This is a genomic window from Flavobacterium sp., assembly GCF_031423415.1.
GTDB lineage: Bacteria > Bacteroidota > Bacteroidia > Flavobacteriales > Flavobacteriaceae > Flavobacterium.
Genome location: NZ_JANPFL010000127.1, coordinates 21,474 through 35,706, shown reverse-complemented (window position 1 = coordinate 35,706; position 14,233 = coordinate 21,474). Strand labels below are relative to the sequence as shown.

At 34.8% G+C, this 14,233-nt stretch carries 12 protein-coding genes; 8 read left to right on the top strand and 4 right to left on the bottom strand.

Translation table 11 applies throughout. The annotated features are described in order from the left end of the window. Nucleotides 1-175: 175 nt before the first annotated feature. Nucleotides 176-616, bottom strand: coding sequence for a KTSC domain-containing protein (locus RMO83_RS11640; protein ID WP_310559867.1), 441 nt, complete (start codon nucleotides 614-616; stop codon nucleotides 176-178). 170 nt (nucleotides 617-786) lie between these two features. Beyond that, complete coding sequence (locus RMO83_RS11635) at nucleotides 787-1,035, bottom strand: hypothetical protein (RefSeq protein ID WP_310559866.1); 249 nt, start codon at nucleotides 1,033-1,035, stop codon at nucleotides 787-789. 91 nt (nucleotides 1,036-1,126) lie between these two features. Between RMO83_RS11635 and RMO83_RS11630 the strand changes: the two genes are divergently transcribed. The 7 genes from RMO83_RS11630 (at nucleotide 1,127) to RMO83_RS11600 (ending at nucleotide 6,666) form a co-directional block, all read left to right on the top strand. Continuing rightward, the gene (locus RMO83_RS11630) at nucleotides 1,127-1,669 is read left to right on the top strand and encodes a hypothetical protein (RefSeq protein WP_310559865.1); all 543 of its coding nucleotides are present in this window, start codon (nucleotides 1,127-1,129) and stop codon (nucleotides 1,667-1,669) included. Then, complete coding sequence (locus RMO83_RS11625; RefSeq protein WP_310559864.1) at nucleotides 1,669-1,821, top strand: hypothetical protein; 153 nt, start codon at nucleotides 1,669-1,671, stop codon at nucleotides 1,819-1,821. Before RMO83_RS11630 ends, RMO83_RS11625 begins: the two co-directional genes overlap by 1 nt. 2 nt (nucleotides 1,822-1,823) lie before the next feature. Beyond that, a complete protein-coding gene (locus tag RMO83_RS11620; protein ID WP_310559863.1) occupies nucleotides 1,824-2,048 on the top strand; it encodes a hypothetical protein in 225 nt (74 codons plus the stop codon). Further along, a complete protein-coding gene (locus RMO83_RS11615; RefSeq protein ID WP_310559862.1) occupies nucleotides 2,041-2,424 on the top strand; it encodes a YchJ family metal-binding protein in 384 nt (127 codons plus the stop codon). Before RMO83_RS11620 ends, RMO83_RS11615 begins: the two co-directional genes overlap by 8 nt. 164 nt (nucleotides 2,425-2,588) lie before the next feature. Next, the gene (locus RMO83_RS11610) at nucleotides 2,589-3,707 is read left to right on the top strand and encodes a VWA domain-containing protein (protein WP_310559861.1); all 1,119 of its coding nucleotides are present in this window, start codon (nucleotides 2,589-2,591) and stop codon (nucleotides 3,705-3,707) included. Between the two features lie 201 nt (nucleotides 3,708-3,908). Further along, the gene (locus tag RMO83_RS11605) at nucleotides 3,909-5,366 is read left to right on the top strand and encodes an AAA family ATPase (RefSeq protein WP_310559860.1); all 1,458 of its coding nucleotides are present in this window, start codon (nucleotides 3,909-3,911) and stop codon (nucleotides 5,364-5,366) included. Nucleotides 5,367-5,658: 292 nt separating this feature from the next. After that, nucleotides 5,659-6,666, top strand: a complete 1,008-nt coding sequence (locus tag RMO83_RS11600) for a beta-ketoacyl-ACP synthase III (RefSeq protein ID WP_310559859.1) — start codon at nucleotides 5,659-5,661, stop codon at nucleotides 6,664-6,666. Between the two features lie 166 nt (nucleotides 6,667-6,832). Here the strand turns inward: RMO83_RS11600 and RMO83_RS11595 are convergent, their stop codons facing one another. Beyond that, nucleotides 6,833-11,086: a choice-of-anchor L domain-containing protein gene (locus RMO83_RS11595; protein WP_310559858.1), complete on the bottom strand. Its 4,254-nt coding sequence runs from the start codon at nucleotides 11,084-11,086 to the stop codon at nucleotides 6,833-6,835. A 244-nt stretch (nucleotides 11,087-11,330) separates the two neighbouring features. On the opposite strand from RMO83_RS11595, the gene argS reads away from it, so the two are divergent. Continuing rightward, nucleotides 11,331-13,109 carry an arginine--tRNA ligase gene (gene argS / locus RMO83_RS11590; protein ID WP_310559857.1) on the top strand — a complete coding sequence of 593 codons (1,779 nt, stop codon included), beginning with the start codon at nucleotides 11,331-11,333 and terminating at the stop codon, nucleotides 13,107-13,109. A 106-nt stretch (nucleotides 13,110-13,215) separates the two neighbouring features. Here the strand turns inward: argS and RMO83_RS11585 are convergent, their stop codons facing one another. Then, nucleotides 13,216-14,061: a protein-glutamine glutaminase family protein gene (locus RMO83_RS11585; protein ID WP_310559856.1), complete on the bottom strand. Its 846-nt coding sequence runs from the start codon at nucleotides 14,059-14,061 to the stop codon at nucleotides 13,216-13,218. Nucleotides 14,062-14,233 lie beyond the last annotated feature (172 nt).

The following is a 14,233-nucleotide window of genomic DNA, read 5'->3' as shown; positions in this document are numbered from 1 at the left end:
TTTTGTGTAGAAACATAATTACAAGAGTAATGTTTTTCTAAAATTAATTTTACGCATTCAAGCTTAAATGCATAATCATACTTGACTTTTCTTTCCATAAAAATACCCCCAAATAGTGTCTAACTTTTTGGGGGCAGTCTAGAAAGGAGTGTTTTTATATATCTATCGGAAAATACTAATCTTGATTAATTGTCTTTCTCCAAGTAAAAGCATTAAGTATGTGTCTTTTTGCAAATCTAGTAGGCGAATCGGCATTGACCATTTTTACATAAGTGGCTTTAGGAACGCTAATGTATTCATAAACACTACCGTTTGAGAAATTAATAATCAACCTGCCTTCTACAAATTTGTAATCTGTGATCGTTGAAGTTGAAATCGTCTCTGTGTATTCCGGTAAGTTTAGTTTTATTGTTTCTGGATTAATACTGACCAAAAAGTGATAGGCTTCAATAATTTTTTTACTATTTTCTTCAGCTTCTTTCAAACCGGCATCGTCACCTTGAAATTTATCAGGATGCGCGTCTTTCATCGCATTACGATAAATGGTTTTTAGGTCTTTTAATTCTACGTTTTTCTCTACATTGAGTAGCTTTCTGTATTCAACTATTTTTTTCATAAAAAGGTAACTAGCTATTTTTTACAATGAAACCAATAAAATAAGGCTTCAAAATTTGAAATTTTTTGCAAAGGTACACTTTTTTTTATGTTTTCAATTTTTGACCTGAAAAACATTTATACAGAATTATATAAATTGATTTTTGAAACCAAGACAATTAAGTTTAGTCACTATTGTTGTGGCTTGTTATTGGCTTTGTCGAAATTTTTAGACTTTTTAGGATATTTATTATAGTTAATGTCACTTGGATTTTCAATAACCGATTTAATAGTAATCCAGTCACCAAGTTTATGATTGGCCATAGCCATTTTATAATCTAATAAGTATTCACCGCAAAAAAAATTATTATTTTCGTCTTGTTCCATTATTCCGGTGTAAACTCCTTTTTGCAGCATTTTTTCTTGTGAAGATTTAGTCATAATCAATTTGGTTAATGAAATTTGAAAACACAAAATTAATCAAATAATATTGTAATTGCACAGTTTTGGACTTTCTGATTATCTTTGTACAATGGAAATATCATTTCGACCAAGTCCTAAATCTTTTAAAAACACTTTTTGTGTTTTTCAAGAAGTGCTTCCCGATGAGATTAAAGACCTGAAAGTACAATACGATAGCAAATCCGGAAGTCAATATTTCTATACCCAAGCTGGAATGTACCGCTTGTCAAATCATTGGGGAAGATTGGCCAACAGCAAATGGCGATTGGAACCATTAGAGCCGGAAACTGAGTCTAAATTTAAAATTGGTTACGCATCTTGGGATTCATTTTATCCCGATAATGCTGAAGAAGAATTGTATTATATAGAAGTTAATTACATCAAAAAAATGGTTAATTACCAACATAAAAACAATCCCAATTACGATTCGAAACCGATATTGAGAACGAGTTTTGAAACCGCTAAAAAAATCAAGCAAATCAGGAATTTATTCGCCTTGACTTCTTGGGCGAAATATTATGATTACACGGATATTGAAGACTTAAGAAAAGTAATAATTGAACAACTGATTTACACCAATAAAGCATTGGAAGAAATAAAAAGAGAATTATAATGGGAAGAAACAACGAAAGAAATATCAAGAAACACAACGATAAGTTGCACAAAGAGCAAGACAAAGTAAAAGCTGCCAAAGTTCTGCGAAAAGAAAAGTTGAATTTAATCGTGAAAAAATTCAATGAGGATAAAGCAGAAGAAAATAACTAATTATGGAGAAGAGTGAATTTGAAGGATTAAAAAACGGTGTTCAAGAAATTATTGATTTAATTGCTGCCAAAGACCATAAATCAGCTAACAATAAATTATTGGAAGTTAGTGATAAACTCGATGATTTTTTAGATCATACCGATGAAGATGAAGACTTAAGAGAAATCAGTAAATACCAAGTTTTGCTCAATCAACTATTTCAAAAGATAAACCCAGAAGGTGAATAATTCCTCTTTTTGTTTTTGTGGATCGGCAATTCCTTTTCAAGAGTGTTGTCAAAAATACATCGATGGGACACAAAAAGCGCCAACAGCTTTGGCATTGATGAAATCAAGATATGCTTCTTATTGCACACATCAAGCGAATTATTTGTTCAATACGACTCATATTTCACAGCGTAAATACTATGCTAAAGCTGATATTTTGAAATGGGCTACAGCCAATGAATTGCAAAAACTAGAAATTATTACTGCTACCGAAAACACCGTCGAGTTTAAAGCTTATTTTATAGATGATAATAGACGAAACCAAATTCATCACGAATTTTCAACTTTCAAACAAGAAAATGGAACTTGGTTTTATGTGGATGGAACCTATGATTGAAAGATTTTCGAATGATGATTAACGATTTAAGATTTGATGTTAGTAAATGGTAAGTTGTGGATTTTAAAATTCTGCAATCTAAAATCACCAATCATCCCCTTTTAACTAAAAATTAATATATGTTTGGCATTGGTTCTTTTTAAAATAATGTAATTTTAAAAAATATGAAGAACACTATCAAAAAAGGATTTTATTTCAAGACCTACGAAGCACCATTTCAGTCTCCGTTCGATAAGCTCTTTGCGATTTTCAAGGAACTAATCACACATACTTCTGGCGATTTTGATGAAGCTATCGATTGGCTTCGTGAGTTGGATAAGGAATACAAACTAACAGATTCATCCTATACCATCGATGATTTTATCGAAGATTTAAAGAAAAAAGGATACATTCGAGAAGAACTCAAAGACGATGGAACTTCAGGAATTGGTATTACTGCCAAAACCGAAAGAGCGATTCGCCAACAAGCTTTGGATAACATTTTTGGGAATCTAAAGCGTTCAGGAACAGGAAATCACAAAACCAAACAAGCCGGAAATGGTGATGAACACACAGGTGAATTTAGAGAATTTCATTTTGGCGACGGATTGGAACGCATTTCGCTGACCGAGAGTTTACGCAACGCCCAAATCAATAACGGAGTGGCCGATTTTATGCTCACGGAAAATGATTTGGTGGTCGAAGAAACCCAATACAAATCGCAAATGAGTACTGTTTTGATGATCGACATCAGCCACAGTATGATATTGTATGGCGAAGACCGAATCACACCCGCAAAAAAAGTGGCAATGGCTTTAGCCGAATTAATCACGACTCGTTATCCAAAAGATACTTTGGATATCCTGGTTTTCGGGAACGATGCTTGGACAATTGCGATACGTGATTTACCGTATTTAAAAGTTGGTCCTTATCATACCAATACTGTTGCAGGTCTGCAATTGGCAATGGATTTACTCCGTCGCAAGCGCAACACCAACAAGCAAATTTTTATGATTACCGACGGAAAACCGAGTTGCGTTCGCGAAAAAGATGGTACCTATTATATGAATAGCAACGGTCTCGACGAATATATTGTAGATAAATGCTATAGTGAAGCTCAGCAAGCAAGAAAACTGCACATTCCCATTACGACTTTTATGATTGCCAAAGACCCATATTTGCAGCAATTCGTGAATCGTTTTACCGAAGCCAATCAAGGAAAAGCGTTCTACACTGGATTAAAAGGTTTGGGCGAAATGATTTTCGAAGACTATGAAACCAATCGTAAAAAGAGAATTAAATAAATTTTGGGCGTTACCAGTTTGCTTCGTGCCTCGCAATGACTGGTCGGGCTATTCGTTTCAATCTTTTTTCGGCGAAAAGCCTTAAAAAAGGATTTCCACTTCTATCCCTAACGCAAAATGAAATAAACAATATCAATTTCAGTAGCAACATCAATTGCAATTAACCATAAACGATAAACAACAAGCTATAAACAACTATCAATGAAGAACATAAACACTCTAGGAGAATTAAAGAAATCAGGATACCAAAGCAAAAACATCAAGGACGAATTGCGTCATAACTTGAGAGAAAAAATCAAGTCAGGACAACCTACGTTCGAAGGTGTTCACGGATTCGAAAATACCGTAATTCCCGAATTGGAACGTGCTATTTTGTCCCGTCACAACATTAATTTATTAGGACTTCGTGGTCAAGCTAAAACGAGGTTAGCACGAAAAATGATTGAACTATTAGACGAATACATTCCGTTTGTGACAGGTTCCGAAATTAATGACGATCCTTTAAATCCAATTTCTCGTTTTGCCAAAGATTTGATTGCCGAAAAAGGTGATGAAACACCCATATCTTGGTTGCATCGAAGCGAACGTTTTTTCGAGAAACTCGCTACGCCAGATGTTACCGTTGCCGATTTAATTGGCGATGTCGATCCGATAAAAGCAGCAAATTTAAAACTATCGTATGCCGATGATCGCGTGATTCACTTTGGAATGATTCCCAGAGCGAATCGTTGTATTTTTGTTATAAATGAATTACCTGATCTTCAAGCTAGAATCCAAGTAGCTCTGTTCAATATTTTACAGGAAGGCGACATTCAAATCCGTGGTTTTAAAATCAGAATGCCTCTCGATTTGCAATTTATTTTCACGGCAAATCCCGAAGATTATACCAATCGTGGTAGCATTGTAACACCATTAAAAGATAGAATTGGTTCCCAAATCCTAACGCATTATCCTGAAACCATCAAAATTGCACGAACCATTACAGAGCAAGAAGCCAAATTGGATGTTGCACAAAGTGACTTAGTTTACGTTCCATCGTTAGCCAGAGATTTGTTAGAACAAATCAGTTTTGAAGCTAGAGATAGTGAATTTATAGACAACAAAAGTGGCGTAAGTGCGAGATTGAGTATTACGGCTTTCGAAAATTTATTGAGCACTGCCGAACGACGTGCCCTGAAATCAGGTGTTGATAAAACCACCTTGAGATTGTCCGATTTTATGGGAATTATTCCTTCCATTACTGGAAAAGTAGAATTAGTTTACGAAGGAGAGCAGGAAGGAGCAGCTATTGTAGCTCAACATTTAATTGGTGATGCGATTCATACTTTCTTTCCAGCGTATTTTCCAAAAATTGAAAAACTCGAAAAGCAAGACCAAAAAACACCTTATTCCGATATTTTGGAATGGTTTTTTACTGAAAGCGGTTTCGAATTATTAGATGAAGTTTCAGATGAGGACTATAAAACCATTCTGGACGAAGTTGCTCCTTTAGCTATTTTAATCAAAAAATACCAACCACAATTAGCCGCGGAAGACAGCTATTTTATGAAAGAATTTATCCTTTGGGGATTGGTTGAATACAAAAAACTGAGTAAAGACCGAGTTTCTGAAGGCTATCAGTTCAAAGATTTATACGGAAGTTATATCAGTAAATTGTAAAAAGAAAACTGGTTAGTTATTTTTTAAAGCCCATTTTTAAGTTTACAATTGTCAAGATGTTTTTTATTTGTGATAAATTTAATAGAGCACTTTACGGGCAGCTAGGAGGTCTCAGTAAAAGCAAAAATAATTAGTTTTACAAATAGGATACTTTAATATCGTAATTTTAAAAAATTGAAATTTTATCAATGAAGTTTGAAAAAAATTGAAGATTTTAAAATTATTCATACATTGTGCTAATTTTTAGAAGATTCTTAAAATTACTATCTAAATTTTATTAAAATACTAGTATATGTACCATTCAAAAATAACGGGTTTGGGATATTATGTTCCTGACAATGTAGTAACTAACGATGATTTGTCCAAAATAATGGACACGAATGATGAATGGATTCAGGAACGAACTGGAATTCAAGAAAGAAGACACATCATTAGGGGAAGTGATACCACTACGACAATGGGAGTAAAAGCTGCTAAAATAGCTATCGAGCGTTCTGGAATTCCTTATGAGAACATCGATTTTGTAATTTTTGCCACATTAAGTCCTGATTATTATTTTCCAGGTCCAGGTGTTTTAGTGCAAAGGGATTTAGGCTTGAGAAACGTTGGCGCTTTAGATGTAAGAAATCAATGTTCGGGTTTTGTGTATGCCATTTCGGTTGCAGATCAATACATCAAAACGGGTATGTACAAAAATATTCTCGTTATTGGTTCCGAATTGCAATCTACAGGATTGGATATGACGAATCGAGGTCGAGGCGTTTCGGTGATTTTTGGTGATGGAGCAGGAGCGGCAGTTTTGAGCCGAGAAGAAGATTTATCCAAGGGAATTCTTTCCACACATTTGCATTCTGAAGGGCAACATGCCGAAGAATTATTCGTAAAAGCTCCAGGAATGGGTGGTCGTTGGGTAACCGATATTCTAGCTGATAATGATCCGGAAGATGACAGCTACTTTGGTTATATGAACGGTCAATTTGTGTTTAAGAATGCTGTAGTTCGTTTCGCCGAAGTAATCAACGAAGGTTTGGAAGCTAATGATTTACAAGTTTCAGATATTAATATGCTCATTCCACATCAAGCAAATTTGAGAATTTCACAGTTTATCCAGAAGAAATTCCAATTGACAGACGACCAAGTATTCAATAATATTCAAAAATACGGTAATACAACTGCCGCTTCGATTCCAATTGCTTTGACAGAGGCTTGGGAGCAAGGAAAAATTAAGCCGGGTGACCTAGTCGTTTTGGCTGCTTTTGGAAGCGGTTTTACTTGGGGCAGTGCTATTATCAGGTGGTAAATTAGATTTCAGATTTTAGATTTTAGATATTAGATTAAGAATGATAAACAGCTATGAAAAAAAATGAAAACTTCTTGATTTCCAAGGATATTTTCGTTTTTCGTTAACTTCTAACTTCTAACTTCTCACGCTGCAAACTGCCAACTGTCAACTGCCAACTGCTTTTTTACCTCTTCAAACTAAAATGAGATTTGAAAACTTTTGAAGTTCCTTTTTCATTATAATCTACAGTAAACCAATAATCAGAAGATGGTAGCGGTTGTCCATTAAATAATCCGTTCCAACCGGCAGTTGAAGGAGATATTTCTTTTAAGAATTTGCCATATCGGTCAAAAATAAATATCGGTGCATTTGGATTTGTGGAAAGCAAATGTGGAATATTCCACTGTTCATTGTAACCATCTCCGTTTGGGGTGAAAAATTTCGGATAATTAATGATTATAGCATTTAAAGGTGGTGGATTGCAATGTCCGTCCTTATCTCTAACATTAATAATATGTTCACCAGGTCCCACATTATTAAATTGAAAACTGTCTTGAAACGGAAAATCATCTAGTTGATATTCATAATTTCCAGATCCAGAACCTAAAATATTTATTGTAATAAAAGTGGGATAAACAAAAGCGTCACTATAGGTAACTTCTGCGTAAGGGTTATATTTAATAACTTTAGTCTGAGCTGTTTTTGAGCATAATGTTACGGTGTTTGTAGCTGTAAGTACATAATTACCAACCTCAGAGGTTGTAATTGAGGGTGTGTTACCACCATAAGAAACACCATCTTTTGTCCAATCGAATAGATAATTTTTGCTTGGAATTCCACTATTTAAGGTTGCTGGATTTAGTAAAGTACCTGTTAAATAGTCTTCACAAATAAAATATTCGGGAAGTAATTGAATAGTGGGTATTGGGTATACTATCAATTTTAATTCGACAACATCAAAACAAGCGACAGTTGAAGTATTATTTGAAACTTTAATCCAAACACTATCAGAGTAGGGATTGTCATTTTGATAAGACGAAGGATTGGCAATAGGAACTGCATTTGGATCATTGGCATCAGCTAACGAACTGAAAAATGTTAATGTAAAGTTAGTATCTGGAATTTGTCCCAGTAACACTTCATTTCTAATGGCTAAGCTGTTCAAATCAAATTGAAAAACACCATCGTTTGGGCCAAAATCATCGCATGCTATAATTGGACTTACAGTATTTGCAATTGGTCTAGGGGTAATGGAAATGCTAAAGGGAAGGTCATCGCTGCAATTTAATCTATTGCTTGTTTCGACATAAATGTAATAATTTGGCAGAACAGTTGCCGCTGTTACAGTAGTTCCTACTGGTATGATTTTTCCGGAACCTAAAGGTCCTCCCGGAGCATCATAATAAAAATTTTTTGGCGTTGGTAAGGGTGGAAAAGTAAAACTGTCACAATAGGATAATTGTTTAGGTACGGCATCTGCACCAACACCATTTATGGTAATATCGAAAAAATTTTCATTAACACATCTAGGGAAATCTGGATTAACAGCATAAATATAAATTCTGTTGTTTTTGCTTATAGAAGTTCCTGCAGCTAATGGGTTAATACCATTAGAATCGTCATAATATGCGCCGTTTTCTAGTGGACTTAGTACATATGAATCGCATTGTTCTACATTTGATCTAGAGGCAATTTTTGGTTTTTGAATAATAGTAATGAGCCATGGTTTTTCATTAAAACAGCCAATTTCCGTAGCAGATGGTTTGAATATATAAACGGTTGTGCTTGCTATTATTCTGTCTACATTCGGTAATAATTCTATATTTTCGCTAGTAGTTGTTCCTCCGGGTAAAGTATAGTATTTACCTCCTTCTTGTTGAGGTGGAAGTAGGAAACTGTTGCAAGCGATTTCATCTGTAGGTGTAGTAAGAAATGGGCCATCGATGGTAATTGTGAAAACATCTGTTGGACAGGCAGCACCAGAAATATAAGTATATATTTTTGTAGTTTTTGTAATAAGTCCAGGCGGAATAAGATTGCCGCCGCCGTTTGGTGCATCGCGAAATTCTCCGACGGGTGATGGAAGCAAATCGTAAGAAAGACATTCCTTTATATCGGAGAACCCCAAAGATTTTATATAAACGGTGAATATTCTTATAGGGAACGACCTACAAGTTCCATTAACTGCAAAAACATAAAGTGTTGTAGTTACTGTTATTGGGGAAACTGCGGGTATAAATTTATTGTTAAGTTCATCTAAAGTATAATAATCTCCAACTGCTAACGTGGGTAAAGTGTAGGATAAGCATTCAAAAACATTGGCAATGGGCAATACAATTGGGGTTTCATAAATTGTGACATCAAATTTACCTTTCAAAACACAATCTTTTGTTACTGTCTCAAAATAGGTGTAAACTGTGGTTGTTCCCGGACTAATAATTTTTGATCCTGCTGGAAATTCGATGCCACCGCCGCTAGGACCACCAGGTAATGAAAAATAACGTCTTCCATATGTTGTAGAAGGTAGTATGTATTCATCGCATGATTCAACATCGATTGGGTTTAAATCAGCAGGTTTAACTATTTTTACCCTGAAACTATTTTCAGAAGAACAACTTGGTGTTCCGGAAGTTGCATTAAAAATATATATAGTTTGGTCTTTTATTATTACATCTCCCGCGTTTAGCATTGGTAGACCCTGATTTGGCCCGGAATAATAATTTCCCGGATTAATCAGTTGTGGTAAAGTATAACTGATACAGACGTATTGATTTTGAATTTGGTCAATCGTAGGTGCCGGAAGTACGACAAGTTTAAAATCAGTTGTTCGGTAACAAGTTGGTTCTGTGGTAGTTTCAACCCTTGCAAAAATGGTTGTATTTCCAGATGTAAATGGAACAGATAGGTCTATTGGATTAGCTCTTGAATTAGCATCATTTATAGTAGAATAATAAGAAACATTATAAATTAATGGTGACTGTCCTTTCAATATAGAAGCCGTTTGTGTTTGCAAGTCACTAGTAAAATCAGCAGAATTAGCTCCTTTTATGTTTTCACATAAAATAATATCAAACGACTTATAAGCTATTGGAGCGGCAGTAAGCCCTAATTGAATGGTTTTTGTTACGACACATTTTGAGGTTAAATCTTCTATTCGTATCCAAATTTTTATAGGTAAATTTGCTTTATTTACATTATAATTGATGGGTAAAGGATTTGTACCCAAAATGGCCTCGTTAGCTGAAGAGTGATAACTAATTTTTGGATCAGGAATATTGACAATTGAGTCATTGAAGGATAAATCATAAGTGTAACTTGCACTTCCCGAATTGCAACGATATAAATCAAACGGTTCAGCAGTTGTAATCGGTTCGAAATATTCTATGGTGATGAAATCGGTAGTTACTATACAAGAAGTAGCGGTTATAGTATAGGTAAGTCCATAAATTCCGGGTTCGGTCACTACTAAATCAGGTGTGTTTCCTCCTATGGAACTTCCGTTAAACGTCCAAGCAAATGAATAAATAGCTGGATTTAACCCAGAAACAAGCGTGTGCGAACCCTGATCACAGATGGCTGTATTGTCTAATATTGTCAAATCGGGTCCCAGCACATTTTGCCCCACATTGAAACTATTTGCCCCCAAAAATATCGCTGAATCCGATTTACTGTCATCTCTATCAGCAATTACAAGTTTGATGTGATATGTCGTATTGGGAATTAGACTATTGGAGGAAGCACTCATAGTAACACTTTGACCATTGAAGTTTGTAGCCGATGTCTCCGCGTTGGAACCCCCATTAAATGCGCCAAAAAATTCTAAATTTTCTGAAGAACAGGAAGAATTATACAATGCATCCCTAATGGTAACTACTGAAATAGGAATGCTACTGTTAGGAATAACTGCTAGATTGGTGGTAACCCCTGTCGTTGTATTAGTCAATAGGAAGGCAAATGCATCTGAAAATTGACATTGAAAATTACCATATTCTTCAGACGCAAATACAAAATTGAAATCAAAATTTGAAGAAGAAGGCACAAAATCGAACTCTAAAACCGTGGCATTGGTTGACTTCATATTTATTCCCGCTGCAAGAAGTGTAGCTTCTAAATCGGTATCGCCTATCCAATCGGATGATCCCTCATTGAGATCAGTTGTGTTTGGTCCCACGGAATTTTCTACATTTCCCGTACTTAGAATTACACCACTTGTGAATGGAAATAAGGGATTTACATTATCAAAATGGCCTATTCCATTGGTAGAACCAAAATTTGTTCCTGTCCTCCAAGTAATGTTTGATACAGGAACACATGTTCTATTAACTAAAACATCTGTAACTAATTGTGGTATAGTATAGATCCCAGTATCAACTTTTATTGCCTGTGAAAAACAACTGACCCAAAATAGTAGCAAGAGTAGTAAAATGCTGTTTTTCATTTTTTGAATTCTTAATTGTTACAAAAATATAAATTTATCGACAAAATGGCTAATCTATCGACAAAATACTCAATATATTAAATTTAGCATTCAACTACGAATGAAAAGTAAGATTAATTTTAATTTTTTTTGATCACACTAATATGATGTTAAACGGTTTTAGTTTTAAAATATTTCACCTTGAACTACAAACAATTTTATACTGAAATCCCTATATTTGCATCCTTAAAAATTAAGACATAAAATGACCCTATTGCAAATTCTTACTCCTTCTATTGAAAAAGCTGTCTTTACACTATTTAGTGTCAACATTGATAAAGTCGAATTTCAAAGCACGCGCAAGGAATTTGAAGGCGATATTACAATGGTAATTTTCCCTTTATTGAAAGTTATAAAAAGTAGTCCCGTAGAATTAGGAAACAAAATAGGAAACTATTTGGTCGAAAATATTCCCGAAGTGAGCCGTTTTAACGTCGTTTCTGGTTTTTTGAATATTGTGATTTCCGACGAATATTATTTGAATTTTTTCAACGAAATTCGAAATGAAGAAAAATACGGATTCGTAACTCCAAATCCAGATGATACCGCAGTTATGGTTGAATATTCTTCACCAAATACTAATAAACCTTTGCATTTAGGTCACGTTCGAAATAATTTATTGGGTTATTCTGTTGCCGAAATCATCAAAGCTTCTGGCAAAAAAGTGTATAAAACGCAAATCATCAACGACCGAGGAATTCATATTTGCAAATCGATGTTGGCTTGGAAAAAATTTGGTAAAGGGGAAACTCCAGAATCAACAGGATTAAAGGGTGATAAATTGGTGGGAAATTATTATGTATCTTTCGACAAAGCCTACAAAGAAGAAATTAGCCAATTAATGGCCGAAGGAAAAACCGAAGAAGAAGCTAAAAAACAAGCGCCAATTATTCTCGAAGCTCAAGAAATGCTTTTGAAGTGGGAAGCAGGAGATGCAGAAGTGATCGCACTTTGGAAAACAATGAACCAATGGGTTTATGATGGTTTTGCCATAACCTATAAAAATTTGGGCGTAGATTTTGATCAATATTATTACGAAAGCAATACGTATTTGTTGGGAAAAGATGTGGTTCAAATAGGTTTAGAAAAAGGCGTTTTCGAAAAAGATCCTGATGGTTCGGTTTGGATTGATTTGACCGATGAAGGTTTAGATAGAAAAATCGTATTGCGCTCGGACGGAACAGCAGTTTATATGACTCAGGATATTGGAACAGCCATTCAGCGTGTGAAAGATTTTCCAGACGTTGGCGGAATGGTTTACACCGTAGGAAATGAGCAGGATTATCACTTCAAAGTGTTGTTTTTGATATTGAAAAAACTAGGTTTCGATTGGTCTAAAAATCTATACCATTTATCTTATGGGATGGTCGATTTGCCATCAGGAAAAATGAAATCAAGAGAAGGAACCGTTGTCGATGCAGATGATTTGATGCAAGAAATGACCGATACAGCTCAAAAAATTTCGGAAGATTTAGGGAAGCTTGAAGTCTATTCAGCAGAGGAAAAATTGAAGTTGTATAAAACTATTGGTCTTGGTGCTTTGAAATATTACATTTTGAAAGTCGATCCTAAAAAAAGAATCCTTTTTGACCCAGCCGAATCGGTAGATTTCTCGGGAAACACAGGTTCTTTCATTCAATATACCTATGCTAGAATCCAGTCGATTTTGCGAAAAGCCAATTTTGATTTTACTTCTCCAACCAGCATAAATGTGTTGCACGAAAAGGAGAAAGAACTAATTAAACAACTCGAATTATTCGCAGAGGTGATTCAGAATGCAGCTCAAAATCATAGCCCAGCGTTGATAGCTAACTATACTTACGATTTGGTTCGGGATTACAATTCGTTCTACCAAGCCGTTTCTATTTTAGGGGAGGAAAATGTAGATAAAAAAATATTCAGAGTACAACTTTCTAAAAAAGTAGCCCAAACCATAGCATTAGCTTTCCAATTATTGGGAATTGAGGTTCCAGAAAGAATGTAGTTTTGAGTAAAATGTACATTTTTTTACAAAGTTGGTCTACTCTTTATCTTGTTATAAAATGCCTGATTTATTTTTGAAGACATAATTTTAATCAAAACTCGTGGTATTATTTTTTAGCATTATTACGAATAATCTCGTGCAACGACGCCAAAGATTCTTGCCATTTGTCGAGATTTGAGAAGTAGATTTCTCGGTATTTGGCAATGATATTTTGATGTTTGAATTGAAAATTATTGTCCATTTCATAATTCCAATTGTTGTCCCTGAAAATCGTTTCGAAATTGAAGACATTTCCAACTAACATTTTATAATCAATAAGCAAATCGAGGTCTCTTTTGCTATGAAGAATGGGTTTGATCTCAGCATTATAAAAGGCCATTGCGGTTTCATTTACAGCCAATCCTTTTTCTATCCAATGCTGTTCTAATGCCTCTTCTTCATATTTAAAAAAATCAGTGATCAGCTTGTCCGAAAACCAATCGGGTAACTGGACATTGGGTTGAATCCTATTGGAATAGCCATTCGAGTTGTATTGAATTTGCGAATTGGGAATCATCGAGGAATTGTACAAATACCATTCAGAGTCCATAATTAAATAAATTAGTTTTCGGGTTTTGAGTTTTGCTAACCAAGTTCGATACCGTACGATACTTTTTGGAAATAGTCCCGGATCAATAACCATTTTTCGCACTTTATTTCCTATTCGAACCTGAAGAATAGGAGCAACGTGATAGCCCCAATCTATTTTCCCCGTCGGTGAAATATCTTTTTTGTCGGCGAAAGTAATTAATCGAGAACTATTCATCGAATAGACAACTGGCGCAAACGCCCAAATTTTGCCAGATCTATACCCTTTAGATTCTAGTAGTGTACTAATATAATGCGAAATATTATGACAATTAGCCTGTTGATAACCAAAAGGAATTCCGGATTGTATGATTTCTGCAAACAATGCGTTCGCTGTATCTATAGCGATAACAGAAGCTTTTCTGGCCGTTAAAAGGGGATGTTTTTTAATGATTTTATTTTTTAAATAATTTAATGCGGTACTTTAGAACTTGCGCACGAAGGTCTATATTTTATTAACGGTCACGTTTATATCATTTTTATAAAATGTTATAAAT

What these genes read in the sequence shown, in the direction of transcription:
- RMO83_RS11640 (WP_310559867.1), bottom strand. Translation starts at nt 616, where the DNA reads ATGAAAAAAATAGTTGAATACAGAAAGCTACTCAATGTAGAGAAAAAC.
- RMO83_RS11635 (WP_310559866.1), bottom strand. Translation starts at nt 1,035, where the DNA reads ATGACTAAATCTTCACAAGAAAAAATGCTGCAAAAAGGAGTTTACACC.
- RMO83_RS11630 (WP_310559865.1), top strand. Translation starts at nt 1,127, where the DNA reads ATGGAAATATCATTTCGACCAAGTCCTAAATCTTTTAAAAACACTTTT.
- RMO83_RS11625 (WP_310559864.1), top strand. Translation starts at nt 1,669, where the DNA reads ATGGGAAGAAACAACGAAAGAAATATCAAGAAACACAACGATAAGTTG.
- RMO83_RS11620 (WP_310559863.1), top strand. Translation starts at nt 1,824, where the DNA reads ATGGAGAAGAGTGAATTTGAAGGATTAAAAAACGGTGTTCAAGAAATT.
- RMO83_RS11610 (WP_310559861.1), top strand. Translation starts at nt 2,589, where the DNA reads ATGAAGAACACTATCAAAAAAGGATTTTATTTCAAGACCTACGAAGCA.
- RMO83_RS11605 (WP_310559860.1), top strand. Translation starts at nt 3,909, where the DNA reads ATGAAGAACATAAACACTCTAGGAGAATTAAAGAAATCAGGATACCAA.
- RMO83_RS11600 (WP_310559859.1), top strand. Translation starts at nt 5,659, where the DNA reads ATGTACCATTCAAAAATAACGGGTTTGGGATATTATGTTCCTGACAAT.
- RMO83_RS11595 (WP_310559858.1), bottom strand. Translation starts at nt 11,086, where the DNA reads ATGAAAAACAGCATTTTACTACTCTTGCTACTATTTTGGGTCAGTTGT.
- argS (WP_310559857.1), top strand. Translation starts at nt 11,331, where the DNA reads ATGACCCTATTGCAAATTCTTACTCCTTCTATTGAAAAAGCTGTCTTT.